Source organism: Legionella sp. W10-070 (genome assembly GCF_900640175.1).
Taxonomy (GTDB): domain Bacteria; phylum Pseudomonadota; class Gammaproteobacteria; order Legionellales; family Legionellaceae; genus Tatlockia.
The window spans coordinates 55773-81401 of sequence record NZ_CAAAJC010000005.1 but is presented as its reverse complement, the minus strand read 5'-3'; the positions used below and the strand labels follow the sequence as shown (position 1 = coordinate 81401).

Sequence of the window (25629 nt, the reverse complement as noted above, 5' to 3'; positions counted from 1 at the left end):
CTCTCCTAATGGATTGGATCAGGATTAACAGCAGCAAAAAGCTCCGGGTTATCACGATAATCTATCGGAACATTAATCAGCACTGGAACATGTTCTGCCTGTGCTTCCTGCAGTACCGGGATGATTTCTTCAGGGCTTTTTAATTCAAAGCCTTTTGCACCAAAGGCCTGTGCATAATGAATCAAATCAATTTTACCAAAATAGACCCCACTGGCGCGCTGGTATTTCATCATTTCCTGCTCCATGACCATGTTATAGCAGCCGTCTTGCCAGACGAAATGTACAAAGTGCAATTTTTCACGCACAGCGGTTTCCAGTTCCTGGGCAGAAAATAAAAATCCCCCGTCCCCTGAAATGGAAATCACTTTTTTATTTGGAAAAGCCAGTTTGGCAGCCATTGCCCAGGGCAGGGCGACCCCCAGTGTTTGCTGTCCGTTGCTGAACATCAGGTGGTGTGGTTGATAAGAAAGGAAATAACGGGCCATCCACATATAGACCGTGCCAATATCACAGCTAATCAGTGTTTCATCGTCCACATATTGGCGCAGTTCATGGATAAAGCGCAAAGGATGGATTGGGAAATCTTTTTTAGTTTTGCCCATGGCAATTTTTTCATTCAATGCATCATGGTAAATTTTTGCATCGCTAAGGTTATTTGCCAGCTTATATTGGGCCAGAGCCTGTTTAAGTAAGGTAATATTTTCCGCAATGGAGCCTAAAATTTCAACACGTGGCTGGTAAGCATAGCGGATTTCCGGAGATATCTCATCGAGGTGAAGAATAACCTTGTCCGCTTTGGGATTCCAGGATTCCGGATCATATTCTACCGGGTTATAACCAATGGTCAGGATGACGTCGGCTTTTTCCAGCAACCGGTCTCCTGGCTGGTTACAAAAAAGGCCAACACGGCCGGCAAAACAGGGGAAGAGCTCCCTTGAAACCACGCCTGCTGCCTGATAGGTACTGATGGTGGCGATCCTGGTTTGACTAAGCAGGGTGCGGATTGCCTGAGTATTCTGAGGTTGGCTTGCTTCTTCTCCAAGGAATAAAATGGGCAATTTTGCTTGAGCAATTAATGCTGCTGCCCTGCTGATGGTAGCTTCGCCAGCACGCAACTGTTCTCTCTTTTGCGGTGGGCGGATAATCAGTTCCTCCACCGATTCGCTCAATATATCCTGGGGGAAGCTAATGAAGCAGGCACCTGCACGGGGCATAGTTGCCTGTTTAAAGGCCGTTGCAATGATTTGGGCAATGTTAACAGCACTGACTGCCTCAACGCTGTATTTGGCCACTGCCTCCATCAGTCGGGCATTGTCTGCTGCCTGGTGAGAGTGCTTAAAATGCATGGATCGAGGTACGTTTCCACCGATGGCCACTACCGGATCGCCCTCTGTTGTTGCAGTTAAAAGCCCTGTTGCAAGGTTAGCTACCCCAGGCCCCGAGGTAACCAGCACAACGCCCGGCTTTTGTGTAAGCCGCCCGTATGCTGCGGCCATAAAGGCAGCATTTTGTTCATGACGACAAAGGATTAACCTGATTTTGGAGTCAAGCAGGGCATTGAAAATAGCATCCACTTTGGCACCGGGAATACCAAAGATACAATCTACTCCCTGGGCTTCCAGACATTTCACAACAAGCTCTGCGCCGTTCACTTATTTCATTCCTTTGATATTTACTAATGACATTAACGCATCGGGTAACGGAGCACAAGATAATCAAGGGCCATTAGTGATGGGCACCTGCAGCCTTTAATTTACTCATGCCTGGTTAAGGTCTTTCTTGCGTTTCCAAATCCCGTTGCCGTTTGATAACCTGCACTACACAACCAAGCATCTCGGTCAGGATATCAATAATGTCGTCAATCGTTATAATGCCTATCAGGGCCTGATTGTCATCAACCACCGGCAAACGCCGGATTCCCTTTTCTCGCATAACCTCCAAGGCATCAAAAAGGCTGTCTTTTTCATGCGCCAGCAAGACGGGACGGGTAACAATATCCTTTGCAGCCAACTTTTCCGGTTGAAGTCCGGGTACCATTACTTCCACAACCAGATCGCGGTCTGAAATGAGGCCTGTAGGGACGCACTTTCCTTGCTGTTCTTCAACCAGTACCACGTCGCCTACATGATGTGAGCGCATCAGTTCGGCAGCGGCTTTTACTGATTCATCGCCATAAAGAATGACAACTTCACGATTACAGAACTCACCAACTTGCATAGAACGAACCTCCAAATAATAGTCCTTATCTATTGCTATTTTTCAACTGTTCGATCGGCAACAGAATTTTTGTTCTCGATATAGACTGTGCTGGCTGCAGTTTCTTTGGCACTGGTGTTTTCGGCTTCAATGAAACTCACTCTATCACCAATCTCAAGGCTTTCAAAGTCATAATCGACCACACTGCTACTGGTAAAGCGAAGCCTTCTGCCATCGATTGTTTCAATGTAACCATAATCAGCTGGCGGATAAATTTCAGTAATCCGTCCCTGGGGCGTGGGCTCATGGTGTTTCACTCGTCCCCGCTGCTTATCGACATGATCTTGAAGTTGTCTTTTGATGGCATTGAAGGCGTCCCGGATAGCTACGTACACATCTTCATGAGCATGATTTTGTGAGGGATCTCGGCTGACCACCAGTTCAGAGTGCGGCAGGGTTAAATCAATGCGGACATGGTAGATGTTGCCTTTGTAATGGTGGCGATGGTGGGCTTCAATGACCACGCGACAGCTCATGATGCGATCATAATAACGATCCAGCTTGTTGGCGAGGCTGCGGGCTTTATCTTCAGCAGCGGGCGATGGATCCATGTTACGGAATACCACCTGAATAGGAAGTTTCATTTTCGCGTCTACCTCCCTGCTTATTTTTATGCTTTTATTCTTAATCTATAGTCAAGTAATTTGATATTTTCAATGAGAACCATCTGGATGGGAGCGAACTTCAGGGCTTTCCCTTATGATTTTTAAAATATTATGCTGTTTGGCAATTTAGTCTTTCGCGGTATAGAGTGGCGCATTATAATTTTGGCGATGTAGCTCTTACTTCTGATAGATGCCATGTTAAATCATCGGGCGACAGCGTGATAATAAGAGATTCATCATCAACCAGGTTATTAAATTTATCCTTGATATCCTCAATATCAATATGGCTGTTACCAAGCCTTCTTATAAACCACTTGTAATAAAAGTTAAGCGTCGATTCATCCACTGCTTTAATGACAAGGTTTAGATTTTTTGATAAAGCCTGATTTGCTATATGCTCCATCACCTCGGTTGCTATTCCCTTGTTTTTATACTGATCCTCCGTTTCAATCCATTTTAACTGAAGGCCTTCCCTGGATGAAGTAAGTTGAGCGGTGCACACTATTTCATCATTATACATACAAACAAGCTTAGTGTCGTTGCCTGTTTCAGACGGATTAATTTTCATTGATTCAAGTTTGATTTTCATAAAATTCAACTGCCTGTAATGCTTTAATTTATCAATTCTCGCTTTAAATTATAGTCGATTTGCTTACAAATCGTTGCGGCTAAGTCAATCAGTGAAAATCAAAGTGAAATTTACGAGTCCTGAATTGCGATAGAAAAAATTTACCTCTTCGCTGTAGTTTGAGCAGAAGATTTTGCTTCCAGCCAGAGTTCCATCATGAATTGGATAGATTGGCCTTTAAGGGTGCTAAGCCCTTGCTTTTTTGTAATTTCTTTCAAGGCCAGCAATCTGGAGCTAAATTTATCAACGACGTTTGCAAGTGTTTGTTCTGGTTCAAATCCTGAAAAAAGGCATAGAGAAATTGCGGTATGCAGCAAATCGCCAATTTCCTCCTGGATGCGCTCCTTGCCTTCACCTTTGGCAATGGCTTCGCTAATCTCTTCACACTCGCTGATTGCCTGCTCAATAATCATTTGCTGATCTGGCCAGTCAAAACCAAAATCCCGCGCGTCTTTTTCTAAACTAATAAGTGTTTGTAAGGCGGTGGACATCGTAATTTTCCTTGCTTCAGGATTTTATTGACAAAAAAGAAAACCAGGATCTAATCTACTAGACAGGTTATTAATAACCACCTCCCCTCTTATGGCAAATATTGAGGCAAGCAGGCGCTAATGGAATTTTAAATCTAAGGAGAGATTATGTCATATCGCACCAGGATGTGCTATTGGTTATGTCTTTTGGTTTTTTACTGTCCCCTTACTCTCTTTGCGGCTAAGCCAATAAACGCGATGGTTATTTTTGGTGATAGCTTATCCGATAATGGCAATACGGCGCATCTTATGAAAAGTCTGCGGCAAGATGAAAGCCCTGCTTATCTGGTCCATCCTCTAAAAATTTTTGTTATTAACAGGATGGAAGAATTTGCTGCTGATTACTATGTCCCTCAGATGGTATTAGATGCCGGCATTGAGGTGGTTACTCATTTTTTTGATACAGAGTTAGGACCCTTGTTAGCTTCTATTGTTGGAAAAGTTCGCAAGGTGCCGGTCATTCCAGCAGCACCTTACTGGCAGGCTCATTTTTCCAACGGCCGGGTGTGGAATGAATACCTTGCGCCGATGATCGGTCTTGACAGAGAGGGTAATCAGGATTACAGCAATCAGGCTTTTGGTGGCAGTTGGGCAGTCACTTATGCTCATCAGCTCACTACCTGGAACTTAATTCGTCATCCGCTGGGAACTTTAAAAAATTTAATTGTTGGCAAATTAATACCGCCAAGCCTGGGTTTGACTGTGCAAGCCTATTTAATGATCAATGAAACCCTGGATGAGGATACCGTTTACTTCGTATTTACGGGTGCTAATGATTACCTGAACGTTTTATTTTTTGAAGATAATTATAATCCGGCGGTGATGAGTAACTATATCGATAACGTGCTGGATAGTATTACTTCAGGTGTACGCAAGCTAACCAAAGCAGGGGCGCGGCATATTGTGGTTTTGGGGTTGCCTGATGTGGGTTTGACGCCAAAGTTTATATATACCACAGACAGGCCTGTGCTGACAGCTGCCATCTATCAGCATAATGAGCGATTGCAAAAGCGGGTCGAAGAGTGGCAAAAAGCATCGCCTGAAGTTGATTTTCTCTACATTGATCTGGAGCAGTATTTGCAAAGGGCGTTGGCCAACCCGCAGCAATATGGTTTTTCCAATATCACCGATGCTTGCATTGACGTCAAATTGCCCATGATTTCCAAGGTTACTAATTCACCCTTCAGGGGAAATTATGTATTGCAATATGCACAGTTATTACAATATCAGGATAGTCAGTTTGCTGCTGGAGAAAAGAACTATTATGTTTGTGATACCCCGGAGAGCTATTTGTTTTGGGATGAAATACATCCTACGACCCGCGCCCATCAGTATCTGGCCTATGAAATTTGTGAAGCAATGAAAGCACACGGTTATCGAGTGTTGTGCCAATTGCCTGCAAATATTTAGGTTTTAGCATTTATGTGGCATACTTTTGCCATTTTTGCAGATTTTTCCCCTGTATCCTACAGTATGAGGATACAGGGGATAGGGTAAGGAGAGTCGCTATGTGTGGAATCATCGGTGCAGCATCGCAACGTGATATCAGCAAGATTTTATTGGAGGGATTAAGACGCCTTGAGTACCGGGGCTATGATTCGGCTGGTATGGCCTTAATCGATGGCTCCGGGCATTTGGGGCGAATAAGGATCCAGGGAAAAGTACAGGCTTTAGCGGATGCAATACAAAAAACCGCAATTACTGGAAATCTGGGCATTGCGCATACACGTTGGGCGACCCATGGCAAGCCATGTGAGTTAAATGCTCATCCCCATACTTCCCATGATGAAATTGCCGTGGTGCACAATGGAATTATCGAAAACCACGATGCACTCCGAGAGAAGCTAAGCGCCAAAGGCTACCAGTTCAGTTCGGAAACAGATACCGAGGTGGCGGTCCACTTAATCCATTCTTATTATCAACAGCATGAAGATTTGCTGCGGGCTGTTCAGGAGGCCTCCCGGGAAATGAAAGGGGCGTTTGCTTTAGGTGTTATCCATCAGCAACGCCCGCAAGAGCTGGTTGCTATTCGCAAGGGTAGCCCATTGGTTGTTGGTTTGGGGTTGAGTGAACAATTTATTGCCTCAGATGCTTTGGCATTACGCGCCTTTGCACAATCGGTAATCTACCTTGAAGAAGGGGATAGTGCCTGCCTGAGTGCGGATAAAGTGTTTTTGTTTAACGCCGAAGGAGAGGCTGTTGAGCGGTTGGCCCATCGCTTGGATGACGATAATCAAACGGTCAGCAAAGGCTCTTATCGCCATTTTATGTTGAAAGAAATCCATGAGCAAACCAGGGTTCTTGCCGATACCTTGGAGGGAAGGGTCAGCAGCAGGGAAGTACTGAAAACCAGTTTTGGTGAACGAGCTTCTTCTATTTTTGCCCAGCTAAGGCAAATTCATATTGTCGCCTGCGGCACAAGTTATCACGCAGGCCTGATTGCCCGATATTGGCTGGAATCATTAACCGGCTTGCCGACTCAGGTTGAGATAGCTAGTGAGTATCGCTATCGTGATGTGGTTGTAGGGGACAATACGTTATTTATTACCATTTCACAATCTGGAGAAACGGCAGATACCCTGGCTGCGCTTTATAAAGCAAAATCAATGAATTATTTAGCTAGTTTAGCCATTTGTAATGTTGCTACCAGTACACTGGTCAGAGAATCCGATTGTGTATTTCTGACGCGTGCGGGAGTTGAAATAGGTGTGGCATCTACCAAAGCATTTACCACCCAGCTTGCTGCTTTTCTTATGCTTGCCGCGGCCCTTTGTAAAGATGAACGAGCAACCCAGATCCTTGCAGAATTACAGGAGCTGCCTGCCTGCTGTGAGCGTGTATTAAAAATGAACGAGGAAATTAAGGGACTGGCGGCTTTGTTTGTTAACAAGGCACATGCCCTGTTCCTGGGGCGTGGCGTAGAATATCCAGTGGCAATGGAAGGTGCGTTGAAGCTTAAGGAAATTTCATACATCCATGCAGAAGCCTATCCCGCTGGCGAGCTTAAACATGGACCTCTTGCGCTGGTGGATAAGGATATGCCGGTGATTGCTGTGGCACCAAATGATGAATTATTCGACAAATTAAAATCTAATCTCCATGAGGTCAGTGCCAGAGGTGGCCAATTAATTGTTTTTGTCGATGATTCAAAAGCCTGGGAAACCAATGGCGCACGATTAATTCATGTTCCAGCCTGTGGCCGCTGGATTGCCCCTATTCTATATACAATTCCTTTGCAATTATTGGCTTACCATGTTGCTGTAGCCAAAGGAACGGATGTCGATCAACCAAGGAATCTGGCGAAATCGGTGACTGTTGAGTGAAATGGCAGGTGGCAGGATTTTTAAACTGTTCAAGGATCGCGGCAGGCATCGCCAGCCTCAGACGGTCCAATATTAATACTGCCTAAAATTCGCAAAATACAAGCTAATCGGTATATAATGCCATGCGTTTTTTATTATGTTTTACGGGGATGTGAATGACTCAAGAGAGATTGGCACCAGCGGTGATTATTGCCCGGGAGCTTAAGGTCAACGTTTCGCAAGTTGAAACAGCAATTCGTCTTTTAGATGAAGGTGCTACAGTGCCCTTTATCGCACGTTACCGTAAAGAGGCAACTGAAGGCCTTGATGATACGCAATTAAGGCAGCTCGCTGAACGGTTATATTACCTGCGTGAATTGGATGAGCGGCGTACGGTCATTTTACAATCTATCCGTGAGCAGGAGAAGTTGACGCCTGAGCTGGAAAACGCCATTCTGGCTGCCGATACCAAAACCCGCCTGGAGGATTTGTACTTACCTTATCGACCCAAGCGGCGTACCAAAGCACAGCTTGCCCGGGAAGCAGGGCTTGAACCTCTTGCGCTCGCTTTGTGGAAAACCCCCTCTCTGGATCCGGAAGTGCATGCAGCAGATTTTATTAATGCTGAAGCGGGCATTGATGATGTGAAATCTGCACTTGAAGGTGCCCGGCAAATTCTCATGGAACTATTTTCAGAGGACGCGGAACTCCTTAACGAACTGCGTGAATATTTATGGCAGCATGCTGTACTGAAGTCAGCGGCTACTAATACAGGAAAAAAAGCGGCTGCCAACAAGTTTGCCGATTACTTTGATTACTCGGAAGCTGTTAAAAAAATCCCCTCCCACCGTGCCTTGGCCCTGTTTCGTGGTCGGCGTGAAAGTGTTTTGCAGTTATCCTTGCTTCTGCCAGAGGACTCAGGGTATGGCGAAAAACGCGTAGCGGCTCATTTTAGTATCGGCGATGAGGGAAGGACTGCTGACGCCTGGTTAGCTGATACGGTCCGTATGACGTGGAAAATCAAATTATTCACCAAGCTGGAACTCGAAATACTGACCCGTCTGCGTGAAATGGCTGACGAAGAGGCAATCCATGTTTTTACCCGTAATTTACGGGACTTGTTATTAGCTGCACCTGCAGGCCCTCAAGTGACGATGGGGCTTGATCCCGCTATTCGCACCGGTGTAAAGGTTGTAATTGTTGATGCGACAGGAAAGCTTGTTGACTATACCACTGTTTTTCCTTTCGCTCCGCAGAATGAATGGCATCAGGCCCTTGCTGAGTTGGCCAAACTGGCTGCGAAGCATCAGGTGAGCCTGATCAGCATAGGAAATGGAACCGGTGCACGTGAAACGGAGCGTCTGGTTGCCGATATGATGAAAATGTATCCGGATTTGAAGCTGGCAAAAGTTATGGTCAGTGAGGCAGGCGCCTCTGTTTATTCGGCATCGGAATTGGCGGCGAATGAATTCCCTGACCTGGATGTTTCTTTGCGTGGCGCGGTTTCCATTGCCAGGCGGCTACAGGATCCCTTGGCTGAACTGGTGAAGATCGAACCCAAATCAATTGGCGTTGGCCAATATCAGCATGATGTCAACCAGGCACGTTTGGCCCGTAGCTTAAATGGGGTAGTTGAAGATTGTGTGAATGCTGTAGGGGTTGATGTCAATACGGCTTCTGCCGCCTTACTTACCCGCGTTTCCGGCCTAAATGAGACATTGGCCAAGAATTTGGTGCAATACCGCGATGAACATGGTGCATTTACTGATCGTGAGCAATTAAAGCATGTTGCCCGCATGGGAGAGAAAACGTTCCAACAGGCTGCAGGTTTTTTACGCATCATGAGTGGCAGTAATCCCCTGGATGCTTCTTGCGTTCACCCGGAATCGTATCCATTGGTAGAAAAGATTCTTGCCGATAAAAAGATAGAGATAAGGCAGATTATTGGCAATCGTGAATTATTGCAAAGTGTAAATGCAGAACAGTATGTCGATGAAGCATACGGATTGCCAACTGTCCGCGATATCTTGCGCGAATTGGAAAAGCCTGGCCGCGATCCACGCCCGGAGTTCAAGACAGCTAATTTTAAAGAGGGAGTCGAAGATATCAGCCACTTGCAGGAGGGCATGATCCTTGAAGGTGTGGTTTCTAATGTGACTAATTTTGGTGCTTTTGTCGATATTGGGGTTCACCAGGATGGTTTGGTGCATATTTCTGCCATGACCCATCGTTTCATCAATGATCCGCATGCCGTTGTAAAGGCAGGCGATATTGTTACGGTCAAAGTGGTTGAGGTTGATACAGAGCGGCGTCGCATTGGGTTAAGTATGAAGTTGACTGAAGAGAAGGCGTCAACAGGACAGAAAAAAGCCGTTAAACAGCAGTTCATAGCCAGAAAAGCCCAGCCTGCTAAAAAACAGACTGTAGCAAAGAAGGTGGAACCAGCCAACAAGAAGCCGACCGTTAAAAAAACAATATTTAATACGGCAATGGCTGATGCGTTAGCAAAATTAAAACGAGGCTCCTGACACATGGATCAGCCTCGTGGGGAAATCACTATACAAACGCTGGCAATGCCTGCGGATACCAATGCCAATGGCGATATTTTTGGCGGCTGGCTGGTTTCCCAAATGGATCTGGCGGCTGGTGTTTTAGCAAAAAAAATAGCGCGTGGCCGGGTTGCCACTGTTGCTATCCACAGTATGACCTTCATGAAGCCTGTTCATGTGGGTGATATTGTTAGTTGCCATGTGGAGTTAATCAAACGCGGGAACAGCTCCATGACAATAGCCGTAGAAGTATGGGCAGAACCTGCGACCAGCGGTGGACGATATCGGGTAACGGAAGGTACCTTTATTTTTGTTGCCATTGATGAAAAAGGCAAGCCGAGACAGGTATCTGATGCAACATGACAGCTAATATTGAAAGTTTAAAACGGTGGATAGAGGATATGGCTGCTTTAATAGAACAAAGCGTCGATCCGGAGGTTCATCATTATGCTCCTTTCTTGCAGGAGCCAGAGCTTGCCCTACGCCTTGTCGAACTAATTAATCTATTGGACGATAGTGAAATAGATGAAGAGCGTGCTTATTATTCCGCTTGTATCTTTGCTATGGAAATTTGTGTGGCACAGTTGCAGTCCGCTTGTGAAAGTGGCAATAAAGTAGCCTTCAAATCCTTAAGGGAGTTGATGCTGGCGATTGCCAGGACAATTAGTAGCGGCAAACATTCCCTAAGTTTCTGGTTGCCTGTTTTAAATGCCTTCTATGAATCCCACGTTGAGTTAGTTCCCGAGTTGAGAAACGCTTACCTTAATTTAGCAAGTCAGGAAGATGATTTATCACCTGAAGATGAACTGGATCATTTAACTGCTATTCGCGAGATAATTGCAGAATTGGCGGACTTATCAGTGTTTGATATTGCTGAGAATTTTTTTGCACAAAGTTATGCAATGCCTGCGGATTTTTTTTCTGATTTGATGCTTGATCTGTATAACCTGGAAGAGGGGCAGGATATTGCATTACTGGCGCTGTTACATCCCAAGCAAGAGGTTCGCAGTATTGTTATTGCCACTTTTGAGCAATTGATAAGACATATTACCTTAAGCCCTGTCTCATTGTCCCGTCTGCAGACGATTAAAAACTGGTACCCTGGTTCTTACCATAAGCAGTTTGATAATTGGATAAAAATTCAGCGCATGAAAGGGGTTGTTTTTAGCCAGGGAGATGCAAAAAAGCCCACCATCAAAATAAAGGCCAGTGAGGTAGATGGTAGTGGTGCCCAGGGGATTTTTATTCATGTAAAAAAAGGCAGAAAGAATTATCTGTGCGGCCTGTTGCTTAAAGATGAGTTCGGCATTAAGGACGCCTGGGTTACACCGGCAATTCCTGCAGATGAAGTGATAAAATATTATGATGAAGCGTTTGATAACTCGGTCACTTTGCGTGAGGTTGATATTTCTTATCTGACAATGATGGTCGGGCATTTTTTAGCCCGAATGATTGAACAGGAAATGATGCCTGATCTGCATTTACTGGAAATCCAGGAGTTGCTGGGCATTCATTTTCAGCCGACGTTAATTGACGCCCCCTATTTAATCGACCAGTTGAGTATCCAGATTACGCCATTCACGCCGGAGGCAATGCATTTATCATTTAAGCGTACGAAATCCTGGCCCAAAGAGAAGCAGTTTACCGAATCCTGGTATGTGGAAAATGCCCATATCGACAAGTTGGTCAACCGCTTTTGTTCGATTGTCGAAGGAGTAAAGGTCTGTGACATGGAAGAGGCAATCAGTTCTGTATTTGCTGATGAACTGGAAGCTCACAGGGAGAGGTGGCTCTTTCATTTTTTATGGATTGCTTTGTGGTTAAAAACAAAAGCAAGGAAAAATGAAAAAACATGGCAGGATAGCCTTTTTATTGCTTATGGCATTCATTCTGGCATCTCCTTGAAGGATATTCCCATCATGGATGAAATTTGCTATCAGAGCGTTGTTAACAGCATTGAAACCATGACCGAACGCCGCACTTATTTAACCCAGGAATGACGGTTTGTGCTCCATCATAGATTGATTGTTATCCCTTTGGGATTGGTTCAGGCTTTTCCAGCGGCTCAGGTTCAGGGGTTTTCTCTGGCTGGGGTTCTGGTTCGTTGACTGGTTCTGTTTCAGGGATGTGTGACGGCCCAGGCTCCTCAGGCGCTGGCAAGGGAGGATCCTCCATGGGCGGAGTAGGGATTTCTCTTGGTTCGTATTGCATTTTGATGGCTGCTATACTCATCAATTGAGTTTTTTCAAAGTTTGCCTGCACAGTTGAAACCTCCATGTTTAACCACTGGCATCATCTAAAGTGATGTGGTTTATTGTCCAATGGCTGTCAAAATTACGCATATATTTTAAAAATAATACATTAAAAATAACTGGTCAATTAACCAGGATAGATCTATCTGGTTAAGTCGTTGATTCACTGCATACTATAATTACCGTTAATAGTCTCTTAAGCATAATTGTGTACAATCCGGCCATAAATTGTCCTTTTTGGAAGTCGGATGGGTAAATTTGAAGGTCAAGATGTTGATATAGTGGTGGTAGGTGCAGGACCTTTAGGTCTTTTAAATGCAATAGGATTAATGAAAAAGAAAAATCCGAAACCTAAGATCATTATGCTTGAAAAATATGAGCAATACCAACGTAGCCATAACTTGAGTATGGACTATAGGCAGTTAGGAAAATTTATCAAAGCCTGCGGGGGTGATGAGAAATTAAGTGAATTGTATAAAAGAATAAAAATTAACCGGCATATACGTACCAATGAAGTAGAGCAGACCCTGAGACAATATGCAGAAGAGTTGGGTATAGAAATAAGAACAGGCGAGGAAGTTAAGAATGTAAAAGAAGACGTATACGATAGGTTTCCTAATGCAAGACTAGTTCTAGGTGCAGATGGTACGCATAGTGTTGTTTCAAGGGAAGTCTTTGGTGAGGATAACATTCAAAAATTTCCTTTTGATTATGTAATGCAGTTGAGGTTTGAGGTTGAAGGAGAGCAGCCAGTAAAATCCTGCCAGCTTAGCGCATTAAGTGCTTTTATGCAGGCTTATGGTGTGGTTTGCCAAGAGTTTGTTGGTAAAAAAGATGATGACGGTAAAACTCCGATTACTTTTCAAGTAATGATTTCAAAAGAGCATTTTGGACAACTACAAGCGATTGCCACTTCAAAAAATCCTATTCTGCCTTTTAGCCCGAATCAAGAGAAAGTTGAACAATTACCTTCTCAATTACTTGATTTAATTAAGGGTTATTTAGGCTTGAGGATTGCTCATTATACTCATAAGAACCACTCCCTGCGAATTGATGAGGCAAGAATAAGCGTTAATGAAGCACCGGCAACACGAGCCAAAGTAGTTTGGAAGCAAGACAATGCAAATAGACGACAAATTTTGCTAGTAGGCGATGCGGCCCTTGGCTTATCTTATTTTAAAGGCCTAAATGCAGGAATAGAAAATGCTGCAAAATTACTTCCAGCATTGTGCTCTGGCAGTGAAGAAGAATTAAAACAATATGAAAGCTGGTTTGATCGATATTTTGTGCCAAGAAAGGTTAAAGCAGTAGAAAGCTACAGCAAGTATAGAATCAGACTTCCAGAGAAACTATTTAATTTCTTTAACGTATTATTTGGTAAACAATTTCTACTTGATGCCAAGGAAGCAGAACATATTACAGAATCTTATGTAGGATACGTAAACAGCGGTACTGAAAAAGGAAAACGAGAGAAGCCGCCTTTTAAAGCCTATCCACACCGCAGTAAACCAGAATCTCCGTTGCTGAATCTACAACCAAACCCTTTTAATTTTATCTACCAAACGAATAAATATTATAGTAATTATGGTAAACCTTACAAATCCACCTACCACTTTCTTTTGGATTTAGGGCAGCCACTACGAAGCATCTATCATTTAGCCGGGAGTGTCCTGAAATTTGGATTGGCCGTGCCTGTTCTCGTGTTAAAAATTGCCAGCAGTCTAATCTATGCTGATAAACGACAAACCCGATTGCAACGTTTGAAAAATGATTTTATAGATTTTGGCATGCGACTTCTTGAGGGATATTCACAATGTATACTGGGCTCGACGCTGGCTGTTGGAATGATCTTATATCCGTTTAAGATTGCTGTCAGAGGTATACAGACTGTGGTTGCATATAGTCAAAACAAACAGTCTTTATACGTTGAAAATAACCAAGGAATACAACGTTTAGTAAGGAAAGCGGAAGAAAGCCATGCAGAAGGCGATAAGGAAACGTATAATGCATTGAGGGTGCAGCTTCATAGAAAGTATCGCAATGCAATTAAAAAGGGTCAATCCTCAACTATCGATTCCAGTACTGAAGAAACAGCATTTAAAAATTATAAACCAGACAACCCAGACTCCTATGCTAACTATTTTTCCTTATTTAAAACTCATATGCCTCGACAGGCTAATGTAGAACAAGCGCCTGCTTACATATCAGTATGACGCGATGCCAATTACTATCGATCAATTATTAACCTGTAATGAGCATGAAATGTGGCTCAAGGAAGAGCTATGGTTACCATCAAAAAACGTTCAGGAACGTGAACCTACCTCATCTAAAAAATCGCCTCAGTTCATTGCTTTCCAGTTGTAATGGGTCGCATCGGATATGCCATACTCGCGACAGACATCCTTCACCAGACGGCCATTCTCTACATGTTTTAAAATATTTAATATCTGATGCTCTGTAAATCGGCTGCGTTTCATCGTTTCTATTATGGAGAAACTCTATTTTTGAATGGTGTTATTTTAAGGGAGGGTTACAGATGGAAAAAATGGAATAAACAGAACAATCAACATTTGCCTGACTATAATTTAAATTAATTGATTAAATTTATAAATTGTTGCTATAAAAAAAATCGATTTTAAATATAAAAAGGTAACTGTTATATTTTCTTTAGTTATTGGATATCAGGAGAAAAAATGAATGTTTATCAATTAGTGAGCAAAGATATTGTAATATCTTGGGATATTCATGACTTTGAAGAGGAATATACATCCCATATTACCTTGGAAAAATGGTCTAATTTACTTGACTATGCAGTCCAAGGAGATGAAAGTGCTGTAAAGGCTGTTATGGCTAATGCCGATGGTAAGCAAGTCAATGAAGCGCTGCGAGTGCTGGAGTCAGCAACTTCAAAAGCCACAAAATATACTCCGCCAAGAATGGAATCGTCTGGTTTTGTTACTCTCTGTTTTAAAAGCACTATTGCGCCTCAAAAGCTAAATGAAGCTCGCACCATGATAATCAATCAGTTATTGCCTAAGCATTTTCAAAATAATAATCTGACCAGCTTATCTAAAAAAGACAAGCGGGCAATTGAAAAAAATATTTTTGATAAGATTGAGTCGCTTCAGTCTAAAGAGGCAATAAGTAAGTTTTTACAAGAATATCAGCCGGTGCTGGAGCATAAACGCAATCCCCGGTTCGATTGGATAAGATCGACAATTTTTGGTTCTTCCAAGGACTCTAAACTCAAAGAAAAAGTGCCAGAGAAACTGGAAGAGAAAGAAAAATCGTTTAATAGTAAAGTTCCTACGCCCATGGGAGAAGGATTTATACAAAATAATTGAAAAAGAGATTGTGGAGACTGGATGACGTGGTTTAATTGATTTGGACACTCCGGTTAAGAGATAATTTGCTTAATTGGAGGTCACTATGTCTACAAGAAGAAAATACACTAAAGAATTTAAATTAGATGCCATCAGTCTGGTAACTGAACAAGGATATACCTTTCCTGAAGCTGCCCGAATTTTGGGCATTGATTCAAATATTCTGAGCCGCTGGATTCGCGAGTTGGCTGATAAAGATACTTTGGCTTTCCGAGATGATGGGAAGTTAACTGCTGAACAGCGTGAAATTCGTCAATTACGAGAAGAAGTCAGACGGTTGACCATGGAGAAAGAAATCCTAAAAAAGGCAACGGTCTTCTTTGCGAAAGAAGCGAAATAAAATATTCGTTTATCGCCCGGCATAAGAAGAACTGGCCAGTTGGCATGATGTGCCGGCTAATCGGCGTTACTCCTTCGGGATACTATAGTTATCAAAAACGAAAACGGACAAAGCCGGAAAATAACCCGTGGCACCAGGAATTACTGGAATGGGTCAAAAAAATATCTGAATCCAGCAAATTCTCATATGGGAGTCGCAGGATAAGAAAAGCGCTGAATGCACTGAGCTATCCGGTTGGCCAAAGAAAAACCCGTAGTTTGATACGTGAGGCTAACGTTTTTGTTCGATATAAAAAGAAATACAAGGTGACAACAGACAGTAATCACAAGCAACCTTTCTTTGAAAATGTTTTAAACAGACAGTTTAAAGTCAATAAACTCAATCGTACTTATGTGTCCGATATTACTTATATTCCGACACATGAAGGCTGGTTATACCTGACCGTGATAATTGATTTGTTTTCCAGAAAAATATAACCTACAAGATAAATAACCTTGAATTTGATTATTCAATTACTCTATAAAACCGGTTGCCAAAAGCGAGCTCCTCGTTAATTGTCAAAACCTGGTTATCGATCTATGCCAACCAAGCTGCGTTTGTTATTTTATATAAAGTTTGACATTTTTCAAGATAAAGGTTGTCATAAATGATAACAGTAAAGAGTAATAAAAATGACTTGGAAGGTAGATTTTTACAATGAATCAGTTGAAGATGATATTCTCAACATGCCTCCAAAACTCCAGGCTCGAATGATTAAGCTGCTAGAATTAATTGAAAAACATGGAGCAAATTTAGGTGCTCCTCACACAGAAGCAATGGGGGATGGATTGTTCGAGATAAGAGCGAAAGCTCAAGAAGGGATAGCTCGTTCTTTATATTGTTATATGAAAGGTAAATATAATCGTTTTACATGCTTTTGTTAAGAAGAGTCAAAAAACTCCTAAGGCTGATCTTGATTTGGCCATAAAAAGAAAGGCGGAGGTTGAAAGAAAATGAGTATTCAAACGTTAAAAGAAAGAGCTTTAAAAAACCATGAAGTGAGAGCTGAGTATGAGAATCTTAATGAAGAGTTTGTATTAATTGATACGTTACTAACTATGCGTAAGAAATCAGGATTATCACAAGAAGAGGTTGCTCGTAAAATGGGCACGCAAAAAAGTAATGTTTCAAGATTAGAAAAAGGGGTTGTAAATCCTAGTTGGAGAACATTGCAAAATTATGCTCATGCTTGTGGATTTGAAATTTTAATGAAAGTAAAGAATTTAAACCCAGAACGCCATAGATAGCTCCAATTAAGCAAATTATCTCTTAACCGGAGTGTCCAAATCAATTAAGCCACGTCACTCCTACAATTACCTAGAGCGTAATTAATTGCGACAGTCTTGACTTTATTTTTTACTATTTTAAAATTGTCAAAATTTTGTTGATACAGACACGGTAATGCCCAGCTTAGCAGTTCCAACTGATATAAAGACTCTTGATTCATTTCTGCAAAACGAAGCTTCCACTGTTCAATTAGCAATTCAAGAGGCGTTGCCTAAGAGTTTGGATAAGTTCTACATGGCCAGACTTCTTGATTTATATATCAAAAAAATTAATAAACAAATTAAGCAACACGATCTATTAATTGAAACGATGTTTCCTGGAGTAGGGGCAGCTGAACTAGATAAGAAGTGGGGGGCCTTTGCCAGAGCTGAAAATTCGTTCATTCAAATAAATGAATTGCTTACTACAGCTTCTTCTCCAGATCAATTTATAGTCGCTCCTGAGGGAATCGATTTGGTGTCCCAGCTGGAAGAAAAAGCGACTACAGCTTTACAAATTAAAAAAACCTTAGAGCGCAAACTAACAGCGGCTCAGCTGGCAAGAAAAGCCCTTTCACTAAGTCCGAATGAAGAAGCAAGGGTTTATCGTAATATTGAATCTGTATATGCAGAGCAAGTCAGAAATCGTAAATGGTATCATCATGGTGGTGTGGCAGTATTTTTGAGCATTATTATATTACCTATATCACCTCTTATTTATTATTTATGGAAAAAGCAAAGAAACACCGAAAATATACAGCCGAATAAACATACTTTAACTGACAAACGTATCTCCAGAATAAGTCGCCAGCATTTTAAAGAGCATGTTAATACAGTAAGAGAACGCTCATTCACGACTCTTAAGCCTTTGGCTGGTTATGATGCACCACCTCCTAAATTCCTTACTAAACATAAAAAAGCACGTAATGAATTTTTTCGAAAGCATTACGAATGGCGGCTTGGAGGAACATCGATGACATCTGTCGAAAATAATGATATCGACTGGGTATTAAACAGTAAAGAAGAAGATGAAAACTTGCGCTTAAGTCTGGGTATCAAATAACCTAGTGTCTCGTCAAGATTGAATTTTCGGGTATGACCGCCTGTCTTGCATTCATCTTTACGTGATTTTTTCCGAAAAAATGCTCGAATTAGCCCTGCTAGTCCTGTGCTTTTTTCGGAAAAAATCACATAAATCTGAACGTAACCCAGACGCCAACCCGAAAATTCAATCTTGACGAGACACTAGGGCATGTTTTTAAAGTTTCAGCCACAATGGATTTTTGAGCTAAAACCACCTTTGCTTCGGCCTAATGCTTGTTTCTCTTGGCCTCCTTGAGCACCGGCCGCATGTTGATGTGCTCGGATAACGCTACCATCCATCATGTGCCATTCGTGATCTCCATCTTTTTTTAAAATTTCAAGTATCTCATTGAAATGTCCTTTTTTAACCCATCGATTATAGCGACCATAAACACTTTGCCATTTTCCATAATCAGGGGGCAAATCTCTCCAAGGGGCTCCAGTCCTGATTATCCAGCAAACCGCTTCTATGAATAATCGGTCATTTTCTCCATGACGGCCTTTAGGGGAAGGTAATAATTGCTCTAGTTTTCTCCACATAGCATCATCAATGACAAAGCGGGACATCCAGTTACTCCATTTTAGCATGGAGCCTTTTTATCAGATTTTTTATCGTTTGAAAACTTTAAAAACACACCCTAGTCCCGTTTAACTTATTGTAAATAATAAGATTTAAATATCACTTAAATTTCATATTGTCTAGGTTGTTTACTGAATATCATTTGGAATTTTTAAATCTCTATATGAAGGCGGCCTGGACTCTAGCGAAAAGAATCTATAATGGTTTTGGTCAATCACACATGTAAGGAAACAAGATGTTAGCACCGAAATGCGTGGAAATGGATGAAATCGTATTTTCCGAAACTTGTCAGCTATAATCGGTTCGTAGAAATCATGTCATCGGTGGTTACATCTTTATTCAGTTCAACAAACTGTGTCACCCGGCTCGCGAAATTTAATCTTCCATCGAAATTTGAAATGGGAACTATTTCAATTTAACAAAGTTACACTTAAAGCGAGCGGAAGTCCTTATAAGGGCTTCCATTGTGTTTCATTGCTTTTATAAGCTTCATCCACCACGGGTTTTAAACAACGGGCTAATTGATTCTTGCCAAAAAAATTGACAAAGCGATGAGCAAGGGCATATCGCTCCTCATTGGGAGTCTCTCTATTTTGTAGCCTCGCAATTACATCAGCACTCTCAGCGCTGGAAAATAAACCATTTAATCCCAATTTCCCGGATAAACCAAAAAATCGAGCTGATTTATATTCATTGTATGCTTTTGCAACCTGAGCTGCTATTGCAATAGTAAGTAAGGGCTTGGATTCAGGCGAGTAGAGTGAACGGCGGATTTGACTGGCTCGAACGTCAGAGTTTGATTCGTTTTCCTTTTCCGCATACTTATGAGGTTTATTTTTTCCATTATACCCATAGGGAATAGTCACGTTATGATTCGGATAGTAATCAACTCTGATTGTGGAGTCTTTAGCAAGCGGATGCTTTGTAATACGATTTAGAAAAGTTTTTGCAAGGATAGATGCTTTGTTAACAGGATCGCACTGAAATAGTTTTATGCGTAGATATTTACGCGGATTATCAAAAAGCCCGTCCGCTATCATTCGGTCTGCCAAACTGGTAATGGTTATATCATTTTTTCCGTCAGTAATTTTCAAGTGGCCAGAAAGGCTTTCAAATGAGCTGGCCAGTTCAGGATCAATTCCTCTGGCAAAAGGATTGGCTGAGACATCTGTGCCATGCATAAAAACATAAATTTTGCTATGGCTCGGTATATCCTTTAAACCTCGGTCACCATAATAACTAACAATAACCGATTTTTGATTTTCTTCTTTAAGCCAGTCATGCAAACATACCCTTTCATCTGAAGGCATTTCGGATTTTTTGGTGGGCACGTAAATAAAGTAAGTCATACCTAAAGGACCAAATACGGGTGATTTTAAATTGTAACATATAGTTGCAATATAGAACACAATGGTTTGTTGTTTTCTATTAATTATTAATTTTATTCAGTTTTATTGTTTTTAGTCATATGAAAAACACCACATTTTCGCTCTGCAAAAAAATTGGTTCACAGAGCCTAAGATTTTTTTTCCTTTGTTTTCGATTTTAAAGCGTCTTTTGCTGTTTTGTTCTTGAGGCTTTTCTTTAATAAGCTCATAAAATCAATAACCTCATCCGCCTTTTTAGGGGCTTCTTCAGGCTCTTTAGCCGTTGCCCGTTGGCTATTTGCCTTGCTTTCAATCCATTTCATTAACGCTTGACGATATTCATCATGGTATTTTTCAGGTTCCCATGTGTTTGTCATGTCATTGATAAGGGCAACAGCCATCTCCATTTCACGTTCATTGATACGGTATTGCTTTAAATCACCTCTGGGCAAGTCAAACTCTTTGGTGCTCTTCATTTCCTGCCGGAACCGGATTAGATTTAAAACAAGTGCTTCATCATAGGGGATAATAACGGCCAGGTATTGTCTGGTGCGGATAACAACCTTTGCAATACCTGCTTTTTTGGTTTTCTTAAGGGACTCTCTTAACAACACATAGGCTTTTAGGTTTGCACTGTCGGGAACTGCATAGTAGGGGCGGTCAAAGTAAAGGTGGTCTATTTCCTTAATATTAACAAATTCTTCGATATCGATTGATTTAAAGGACTCTGGTGCTGCTCGTTCAAAGTCTTCATCATTTACAATGACATAGTTGTCTTTCTTCACTTCATAGGCTTTAACAACCTCATTCCAGGGCACTTCCTCTCCTGTTTCATTGTTGATGCGTTCGTAGTGAATTCTTGATTTGTTTCTTGAGTCAAGAAGATGGAAATGCAGCTCGTTTTTCTTCTCAACGGTGTGGAGGCCGATTGGAATTGCTACAAGACCAAAAGAGATATAACCTTTCCATATTGGTCGTGCCATTATTATTTCCTGCTAATTACTGTTTATCCATATTAATTATAGGAAAGATCTACTGAGGAATAAGGATCAATCAATGTTCCTAATTTCAGGGTAGGTCTTTGCAGTCTTCGTACTTGCCGTCTATGCTTAAAAAAAGACCATTGAGCAAGCAATCATAAAAAAGGATTAATGATTGAGTTGATGAAAGTATTGCTTTTAGGGATTGTTACAGCAGTATGGCATTTGGTCTTTGCAATTAAATACGTGGAAGTGGAAACCTAATCATTAATCCTGCCTGTTGTGCTGTTATAAAATCCTGAGTAGCTCTAAAAGTAACATTGCCATTTTAGTGGTGTGAACTTTAGCAATTAACTTGGACGAATAAAGGGAAGGGATATCATGGACAGAATGATGCGATTAAAGGCTGCGGCGGTTATTGTATGCGGTAGTTTGACTTGCGGTGCATTTGCAGCAAATGGTAATACAACGACCCAACAACCGACGGTAACCACGACGACACCTGCAAATAATACTCAAACTGACAATAACACCATGGGGCATCACCCGATGGGTACCCCTCATACGGCTACAATGCAATTAAGCGATTCTGCGATGCTTGCCGCCGTGCAAGGAGCCTTGGTTCCTTATAAGGATAGGGTGAGTATTAGTGTAAAAAATGGAATAGTTTATCTTTCAGGACAATTAGACTCCGATACGGATTATGAACAGGTGGTTACATTAACTGAATCTATCCACGGCATTGGTGATGTCAATGTTGATAAGTTGACTGTAAAGGATAGTCAAAAGCCATTGGAAGATACTTTTTTGACTGCCAAAGTTAAAGGCTCGCTCATCCAGGCAGACATTATGGGAAAAGATATTCCCTCATGGAGTATCGGAGTTGAGACTAAAAATGGGGAGGTTTATTTATCCGGAACAGTTGCTTCTGCCCAGGAAAGGCAAGCTATTTTGGATGTGGTTAAATCAGTTAAGGGTGTAAAAAAAGTAAATGACAGGATGGAACTCTCTGCTGATTCAACTGCCAATAACGCCAACACAGCTGATACAAATGCGGATTAATGGCTGTTTGGCCTTGCAAGGAGGATAAAAAAATGACTCGTCAAATTGTTAATGCTGATAATGTTATCGGTGTGGATGTGAAGAATTCACAAGGTGAGAATCTGGGGAAAATAGAGGCGCTTATGCTTGACAAACTGGAAGGGCATGTTGCCTATGTTGTCTTGTCATTTGGTGGCTTTTTAGGAATGGGAGACAAGCTATTTGCTATGCCCTGGAGTATTTTTAGTTATGATGATAAAAATGATTGTTTCGTAATATCAGTAGATAAGGAAACATTGAAAAACTCTCCGGGTTTTGATAAAGAGCATTGGCCTGACATGTCCAGTCCGACCTGGGGTGCATCAATACATAAATATTATGGCGCTCTGCCACATCGCGCACGCCATTAGTCGCTGCCCGTTCGTTGGTCCTGCTTTCCTCTGTGAAAGCGGGACCATCTCAAGGGACGTTAATTTCTGAAGCGAAAAGCGGGTGATTTTGCGGTGCTAGTCAATCGCCTTGGCAGCCGAAAAACTCAATTAGGGATGTGCCTTCGTTTCCCTCATGAACAAGTTGATTTTTGGGAATTATCTGGTTGTTGATGATCTTCGCTAAGCAAAGAGAGTAATTGCTCCCGTTTAGTAAACGGATTGCTATCCTCCCTTATTTGATCATTGAGATAGGAGACTGCTTCTCTCAATGCATCAGGACTAGGGTTGCCCAGCTTCTTTAAAATAATAGATAATTTATCTGCCTGGCTATTTGCTATTTCTGGCAGTATGTTCTGGAAAGCTTTTGATAGTATGCTCAAAAATAGCTCCCGATTGGCGGTAAGCTTTTTGTGGCGGCATTTTGTGATCAACAATTGGCATTGGTCATGATGATTTAAATTGAATAAGGGATCCCGATCTTGGGAATCTATCGTTGGGTTTTTCCAGGATGCTCGGCCAACCTGATTATCAATGTTCAACTCATATTGTATTTCCTCTGCACAGAGCAGTTGAACAAGTTCTAAAACAAGCCTCATTTCATGAGGATCATAACAAGTGATTAATAGGGGGGCTTGGTCATTTTTGGTTAGCAGAATATTCCATAAAATCTGGCACATGTCTAGAATTAACGTTTTTGATGTTTCCGTATGATCACTTAAAAATTCTGGATGACGCCACATAATGCAATGAGCATCCGCTATAGCGGCTACTGGAGGAGAGTTAGCGACATCAGCATAGAGATAAGTTTGCTTGACATTAGGTGATTTTTTTTGCAAATCATGGACATTAAAGCGTAAATTGCTTTTACTTATATCGCAGCCAAGGTAATTAACTTTGATGCCTGTGGAGCGAGCCAGCAGCTCGAAAGTGGATACTTCCAGGGCAATACCACAAGCGATACTCACAACATTCAACCGTTCCTGATTAACCGAATAGGATATGAATTTTCTAATGGGTGGCAATAGGGAATAAGACATATGAAAATGTCTATGAGAGAATAAGTTTGGACTTGGAAAGTTATTAAATAAATGCATGAGGTTGAAAAATAATCAATATGTGCTTATTTTACAGTTTATGAATATAATAAGCAATAAATGATCTTTCTCTGAGCTTTAATTAATTTAAAAAACAACCAAGCCAGCTTGGCTTTTCTGTAATTCCAATAAATTTTTTATCTATCAGGCAGGAATGTCGATATCCAAAGACTCTGCCCTTGTTTTTTCCCTTACTATATCATAGCCGGGGCGGTTATTGGCGATATAGATCAGAGACCACCCACTAACCATCGAGCCATCGCCAAATACACAGATATCAGTTTCTCCCAACTCATTGGCAAAACCACCATTTGCAAAGAAAGCAATGTTGGAGCCGCCAAGATTTTTGCAAAAGTTGAGTGCCGGATTGGAATAGGACCCATTGAATAAGGGGGAATCTGGGGGGATTGGCGGTAATTTCTTTATCAGGGTAGCGGCAATATTCGGCGTTTTGGAAGCAAAGGAGGCCAAACCAATCGCAATGAAACCCTGATCGATTTGAAATGTACAAAAGATTTTTTGATTACCGTAGACATGGCCTGAGTGAGTATCAAACTGCGATGGCATTTTCTCGGCCTTCCCCCCTGCTTGCAGGCAATAGTCGCTATAGGCTTGATTTCCTTGGTGAGCGAAGCAGGGAGAGAGGCAGATTAAAAATAAAAATAGTGTGCAATAATTCATAATATCTTTAAGAAAGGTGGCTAATCATTAGATTAACAGGTCTATTCTTTCATTCAACCTCTTTATTGTTTCAGGGGTAATATTGCCGGTTTGCTATACTGAAGGATAAGACAGGGTTCTGTCACCGACGAATTGAAGGAGCAAAAAATGGAGACTAAAGTCAGCAGCAACTCCCACCTAAAAGAAAAGGCTGGTGAATTATTACAAGAAAGTAAAAAACTGGTCAATGAACTATATCATGGGGGAAAAGATAAAATGGTTGCTACCGGAGATAATCTGAAGGAATATTCAGGATTGGTTGTGCAGAAAGTTCGGCAAAGACCGCTGTCCTCGCTGCTTTTAGCCAGTGGTGTCGGGTTAATTATTTTAGCGGCGTTTATCCGCAAATAGCTGGCATTGACAGATCACTACCGCTTATAGCAGATAGGCCGTAGGCCGCTCGGGGCAAATTATACTTTGCCCCGTGAGCAGGAATAAAATGCTTTGAGATATCTAATTATCCTGATTTTTTTGCATTTCATAAAATTCTTGCCATTCAAAGTCAATATAATCTTCGAGCAATTTTTTTATTTCATTTTTTGCCCCTTCTTTAGTAGGGTGTTCCGTATGAAATTTTTGCAGCGAAGAATGTTTACTTTCTCTGGCGACTACAGAACCATCTGCTTTATATAGACGAGCTCCCCCTGATGACTCTATCTTGTAGCTCACTTTAAAGCCCTTATAATTATAACAGTGTCTGTTGCTGCTCCCTTTCGATATATACATTAGAATTTATCCGGTTTTCAGATTCTTTATTAATACTATAGCTCATCTTAAGTTTTTTCGGGTAAGAATTATAAGTTTGCAAAAAGGTCAATTATTTCCTATTCTTTTTTTACTCGCCAGAGCAAAGGGTTACTATTTTTTATACCAATAGATCTATATTAAAGGATTAAAATGATAAAAATCACGCGTGATGAATTTTTAGCATTAGCCTTGATCCCGGAAATTTTTAATGCTAAGGAAATTAGCTGGTTTAAATCCGGTAATGGCAATAAGCTTGGTATAATTATTCAGATAAATTCCAATCATAAATACGATTATCTGGTCTATGAAAAGGACAGTTCAGATGATTACGTGCTTTATCCAAATGAGGGTGAATCCTCATCGATAGATTATGAGAACGTCTACAAGCGCCTGGCAAAAGAAATGTTGACAGCAATTAACGAAGACAGACCTTAACC

The 25629-nt window shown here is 41.5% G+C and carries 25 protein-coding genes and 3 pseudogenes; 15 read left to right on the top strand and 13 right to left on the bottom strand.

Features of this window, described 5'->3' with window-relative positions; all coding sequences use genetic code 11:
- Nucleotides 1-5: 5 nt before the first annotated feature.
- From alsS to E1O65_RS03275, 5 genes are all read right to left on the bottom strand, one after another.
- Nucleotides 6-1652 carry an acetolactate synthase AlsS gene (gene alsS, locus E1O65_RS03295; RefSeq protein ID WP_133132171.1) on the bottom strand — a complete coding sequence of 549 codons (1647 nt, stop codon included), beginning with the start codon at nt 1650-1652 and terminating at the stop codon, nt 6-8.
- 115 nt (nt 1653-1767) lie between these two features.
- Nucleotides 1768-2217 carry a CBS domain-containing protein gene (locus E1O65_RS03290; protein WP_133132170.1) on the bottom strand — a complete coding sequence of 150 codons (450 nt, stop codon included), beginning with the start codon at nt 2215-2217 and terminating at the stop codon, nt 1768-1770.
- Nucleotides 2218-2252: 35 nt separating this feature from the next.
- Nucleotides 2253-2840: an HPF/RaiA family ribosome-associated protein gene (locus E1O65_RS03285; protein ID WP_133132169.1), complete on the bottom strand. Its 588-nt coding sequence runs from the start codon at nt 2838-2840 to the stop codon at nt 2253-2255.
- Between the two features lie 175 nt (nt 2841-3015).
- Nucleotides 3016-3450 carry a GNAT family N-acetyltransferase gene (locus E1O65_RS03280; RefSeq protein ID WP_133132168.1) on the bottom strand — a complete coding sequence of 145 codons (435 nt, stop codon included), beginning with the start codon at nt 3448-3450 and terminating at the stop codon, nt 3016-3018.
- Nucleotides 3451-3590: 140 nt separating this feature from the next.
- The gene (locus E1O65_RS03275) at nt 3591-3980 is read right to left on the bottom strand and encodes a MazG nucleotide pyrophosphohydrolase domain-containing protein (protein ID WP_207384221.1); all 390 of its coding nucleotides are present in this window, start codon (nt 3978-3980) and stop codon (nt 3591-3593) included.
- 147 nt (nt 3981-4127) lie between these two features.
- On the opposite strand from E1O65_RS03275, the gene plaC reads away from it, so the two are divergent.
- From plaC to E1O65_RS03250, 5 genes are all read left to right on the top strand, one after another.
- A complete protein-coding gene (plaC, locus tag E1O65_RS03270) occupies nt 4128-5429 on the top strand; it encodes a lysophospholipase/glycerophospholipid:cholesterol acyltransferase PlaC (RefSeq protein WP_133132167.1) in 1302 nt (433 codons plus the stop codon).
- A 98-nt stretch (nt 5430-5527) separates the two neighbouring features.
- Nucleotides 5528-7342, top strand: coding sequence for a glutamine--fructose-6-phosphate transaminase (isomerizing) (gene glmS, locus E1O65_RS03265; protein ID WP_133132166.1), 1815 nt, complete (start codon nt 5528-5530; stop codon nt 7340-7342).
- Nucleotides 7343-7497: 155 nt separating this feature from the next.
- A complete protein-coding gene (locus tag E1O65_RS03260) occupies nt 7498-9849 on the top strand; it encodes a Tex family protein (RefSeq protein WP_133132165.1) in 2352 nt (783 codons plus the stop codon).
- 3 nt (nt 9850-9852) lie between these two features.
- Nucleotides 9853-10233, top strand: a complete 381-nt coding sequence (gene yciA / locus E1O65_RS03255; RefSeq protein ID WP_133132164.1) for an acyl-CoA thioester hydrolase YciA — start codon at nt 9853-9855, stop codon at nt 10231-10233.
- The gene (locus E1O65_RS03250) at nt 10230-11870 is read left to right on the top strand and encodes a hypothetical protein (protein ID WP_133132163.1); all 1641 of its coding nucleotides are present in this window, start codon (nt 10230-10232) and stop codon (nt 11868-11870) included. Before yciA ends, E1O65_RS03250 begins: the two co-directional genes overlap by 4 nt.
- 28 nt (nt 11871-11898) lie before the next feature.
- Here the strand turns inward: E1O65_RS03250 and E1O65_RS03245 are convergent, their stop codons facing one another.
- The gene (locus E1O65_RS03245) at nt 11899-12147 is read right to left on the bottom strand and encodes a hypothetical protein (protein WP_133132162.1); all 249 of its coding nucleotides are present in this window, start codon (nt 12145-12147) and stop codon (nt 11899-11901) included.
- Between the two features lie 223 nt (nt 12148-12370).
- Here E1O65_RS03245 and E1O65_RS03240 point away from each other — a divergent pair, with 223 nt between their 5' ends.
- Complete coding sequence (locus tag E1O65_RS03240) at nt 12371-14335, top strand: hypothetical protein (RefSeq protein WP_133132161.1); 1965 nt, start codon at nt 12371-12373, stop codon at nt 14333-14335.
- 135 nt (nt 14336-14470) lie between these two features.
- Here E1O65_RS03240 and E1O65_RS03235 read toward each other — a convergent pair.
- Nucleotides 14471-14599: pseudogene (locus tag E1O65_RS03235) on the bottom strand (transposase); the annotation flags it as partial.
- A gap of 216 nt (nt 14600-14815) precedes the next feature.
- On the opposite strand from E1O65_RS03235, the gene E1O65_RS03230 reads away from it, so the two are divergent.
- From E1O65_RS03230 to E1O65_RS03210, 5 genes and pseudogenes are all read left to right on the top strand, one after another.
- Nucleotides 14816-15466: a hypothetical protein gene (locus tag E1O65_RS03230; RefSeq protein WP_133132160.1), complete on the top strand. Its 651-nt coding sequence runs from the start codon at nt 14816-14818 to the stop codon at nt 15464-15466.
- Between the two features lie 85 nt (nt 15467-15551).
- Nucleotides 15552-16318: pseudogene (locus E1O65_RS03225) on the top strand (IS3 family transposase); the annotation flags it as partial.
- Nucleotides 16319-16516: 198 nt separating this feature from the next.
- A pseudogene (locus tag E1O65_RS03220) lies at nt 16517-16841 on the top strand (type II toxin-antitoxin system RelE/ParE family toxin).
- Nucleotides 16838-17131, top strand: a complete 294-nt coding sequence (locus tag E1O65_RS03215; RefSeq protein ID WP_133132159.1) for a helix-turn-helix transcriptional regulator — start codon at nt 16838-16840, stop codon at nt 17129-17131. Before E1O65_RS03220 ends, E1O65_RS03215 begins: the two are co-directional and overlap by 4 nt.
- A 154-nt stretch (nt 17132-17285) precedes the next feature.
- Nucleotides 17286-18212, top strand: a complete 927-nt coding sequence (locus tag E1O65_RS03210; protein WP_133132158.1) for a hypothetical protein — start codon at nt 17286-17288, stop codon at nt 18210-18212.
- A 203-nt stretch (nt 18213-18415) separates the two neighbouring features.
- On the opposite strand, the gene E1O65_RS03205 is transcribed toward E1O65_RS03210, so the two are convergent.
- From E1O65_RS03205 to E1O65_RS03195, 3 genes are all read right to left on the bottom strand, one after another.
- Entirely contained in the window at nt 18416-18799 is a 384-nt protein-coding gene (locus E1O65_RS03205) for an IS5 family transposase (protein WP_165474887.1), read from the bottom strand.
- Between the two features lie 462 nt (nt 18800-19261).
- A complete protein-coding gene (locus tag E1O65_RS03200) occupies nt 19262-20161 on the bottom strand; it encodes a hypothetical protein (RefSeq protein ID WP_133132156.1) in 900 nt (299 codons plus the stop codon).
- A 167-nt stretch (nt 20162-20328) separates the two neighbouring features.
- Nucleotides 20329-21162, bottom strand: coding sequence for a Ku protein (locus E1O65_RS03195; RefSeq protein WP_133132155.1), 834 nt, complete (start codon nt 21160-21162; stop codon nt 20329-20331).
- A gap of 378 nt (nt 21163-21540) precedes the next feature.
- Here E1O65_RS03195 and E1O65_RS03190 point away from each other — a divergent pair, with 378 nt between their 5' ends.
- Nucleotides 21541-22221, top strand: coding sequence for a BON domain-containing protein (locus tag E1O65_RS03190; RefSeq protein WP_133132154.1), 681 nt, complete (start codon nt 21541-21543; stop codon nt 22219-22221).
- Nucleotides 22222-22253: 32 nt separating this feature from the next.
- Nucleotides 22254-22610: a PRC-barrel domain-containing protein gene (locus E1O65_RS03185; RefSeq protein WP_133132153.1), complete on the top strand. Its 357-nt coding sequence runs from the start codon at nt 22254-22256 to the stop codon at nt 22608-22610.
- 152 nt (nt 22611-22762) lie between these two features.
- Here E1O65_RS03185 and E1O65_RS03180 read toward each other — a convergent pair whose 3' ends face one another.
- Nucleotides 22763-23596 carry a hypothetical protein gene (locus E1O65_RS03180; protein ID WP_133132152.1) on the bottom strand — a complete coding sequence of 278 codons (834 nt, stop codon included), beginning with the start codon at nt 23594-23596 and terminating at the stop codon, nt 22763-22765.
- 273 nt (nt 23597-23869) lie between these two features.
- The gene (locus E1O65_RS03175; RefSeq protein ID WP_133132151.1) at nt 23870-24406 is read right to left on the bottom strand and encodes a hypothetical protein; all 537 of its coding nucleotides are present in this window, start codon (nt 24404-24406) and stop codon (nt 23870-23872) included.
- Between the two features lie 147 nt (nt 24407-24553).
- Between E1O65_RS03175 and E1O65_RS03170 the strand changes: the two genes are divergently transcribed.
- Nucleotides 24554-24796 (top strand): hypothetical protein, encoded by a 243-nt coding sequence (locus E1O65_RS03170; RefSeq protein ID WP_133132150.1) that lies wholly within the window; start codon nt 24554-24556, stop codon nt 24794-24796.
- Between the two features lie 102 nt (nt 24797-24898).
- Here E1O65_RS03170 and E1O65_RS03165 read toward each other — a convergent pair whose 3' ends face one another.
- A complete protein-coding gene (locus E1O65_RS03165) occupies nt 24899-25114 on the bottom strand; it encodes a hypothetical protein (protein ID WP_133132149.1) in 216 nt (71 codons plus the stop codon).
- Nucleotides 25115-25342: 228 nt separating this feature from the next.
- Here E1O65_RS03165 and E1O65_RS03160 point away from each other — a divergent pair, with 228 nt between their 5' ends.
- Complete coding sequence (locus E1O65_RS03160; protein ID WP_133132148.1) at nt 25343-25627, top strand: hypothetical protein; 285 nt, start codon at nt 25343-25345, stop codon at nt 25625-25627.
- Nucleotides 25628-25629: the final 2 nt, after the last annotated feature.

What these genes read in the sequence shown, in the direction of transcription:
- E1O65_RS03290 (WP_133132170.1), bottom strand. Translation starts at nt 2,217, where the DNA reads ATGCAAGTTGGTGAGTTCTGTAATCGTGAAGTTGTCATTCTTTATGGC.
- E1O65_RS03285 (WP_133132169.1), bottom strand. Translation starts at nt 2,840, where the DNA reads ATGAAACTTCCTATTCAGGTGGTATTCCGTAACATGGATCCATCGCCC.
- E1O65_RS03280 (WP_133132168.1), bottom strand. Translation starts at nt 3,450, where the DNA reads ATGAAAATCAAACTTGAATCAATGAAAATTAATCCGTCTGAAACAGGC.
- E1O65_RS03275 (WP_207384221.1), bottom strand. Translation starts at nt 3,980, where the DNA reads ATGTCCACCGCCTTACAAACACTTATTAGTTTAGAAAAAGACGCGCGG.
- plaC (WP_133132167.1), top strand. Translation starts at nt 4,128, where the DNA reads ATGTCATATCGCACCAGGATGTGCTATTGGTTATGTCTTTTGGTTTTT.
- glmS (WP_133132166.1), top strand. Translation starts at nt 5,528, where the DNA reads ATGTGTGGAATCATCGGTGCAGCATCGCAACGTGATATCAGCAAGATT.
- E1O65_RS03260 (WP_133132165.1), top strand. Translation starts at nt 7,498, where the DNA reads ATGACTCAAGAGAGATTGGCACCAGCGGTGATTATTGCCCGGGAGCTT.
- yciA (WP_133132164.1), top strand. Translation starts at nt 9,853, where the DNA reads ATGGATCAGCCTCGTGGGGAAATCACTATACAAACGCTGGCAATGCCT.
- E1O65_RS03250 (WP_133132163.1), top strand. Translation starts at nt 10,230, where the DNA reads ATGACAGCTAATATTGAAAGTTTAAAACGGTGGATAGAGGATATGGCT.
- E1O65_RS03245 (WP_133132162.1), bottom strand. Translation starts at nt 12,147, where the DNA reads ATGGAGGTTTCAACTGTGCAGGCAAACTTTGAAAAAACTCAATTGATG.
- E1O65_RS03240 (WP_133132161.1), top strand. Translation starts at nt 12,371, where the DNA reads ATGGGTAAATTTGAAGGTCAAGATGTTGATATAGTGGTGGTAGGTGCA.
- E1O65_RS03230 (WP_133132160.1), top strand. Translation starts at nt 14,816, where the DNA reads ATGAATGTTTATCAATTAGTGAGCAAAGATATTGTAATATCTTGGGAT.
- E1O65_RS03215 (WP_133132159.1), top strand. Translation starts at nt 16,838, where the DNA reads ATGAGTATTCAAACGTTAAAAGAAAGAGCTTTAAAAAACCATGAAGTG.
- E1O65_RS03210 (WP_133132158.1), top strand. Translation starts at nt 17,286, where the DNA reads ATGCCCAGCTTAGCAGTTCCAACTGATATAAAGACTCTTGATTCATTT.
- E1O65_RS03205 (WP_165474887.1), bottom strand. Translation starts at nt 18,799, where the DNA reads ATGTCCCGCTTTGTCATTGATGATGCTATGTGGAGAAAACTAGAGCAA.
- E1O65_RS03200 (WP_133132156.1), bottom strand. Translation starts at nt 20,161, where the DNA reads ATGACTTACTTTATTTACGTGCCCACCAAAAAATCCGAAATGCCTTCA.
- E1O65_RS03195 (WP_133132155.1), bottom strand. Translation starts at nt 21,162, where the DNA reads ATGGCACGACCAATATGGAAAGGTTATATCTCTTTTGGTCTTGTAGCA.
- E1O65_RS03190 (WP_133132154.1), top strand. Translation starts at nt 21,541, where the DNA reads ATGGACAGAATGATGCGATTAAAGGCTGCGGCGGTTATTGTATGCGGT.
- E1O65_RS03185 (WP_133132153.1), top strand. Translation starts at nt 22,254, where the DNA reads ATGACTCGTCAAATTGTTAATGCTGATAATGTTATCGGTGTGGATGTG.
- E1O65_RS03175 (WP_133132151.1), bottom strand. Translation starts at nt 24,406, where the DNA reads ATGAATTATTGCACACTATTTTTATTTTTAATCTGCCTCTCTCCCTGC.
- E1O65_RS03170 (WP_133132150.1), top strand. Translation starts at nt 24,554, where the DNA reads ATGGAGACTAAAGTCAGCAGCAACTCCCACCTAAAAGAAAAGGCTGGT.
- E1O65_RS03160 (WP_133132148.1), top strand. Translation starts at nt 25,343, where the DNA reads ATGATAAAAATCACGCGTGATGAATTTTTAGCATTAGCCTTGATCCCG.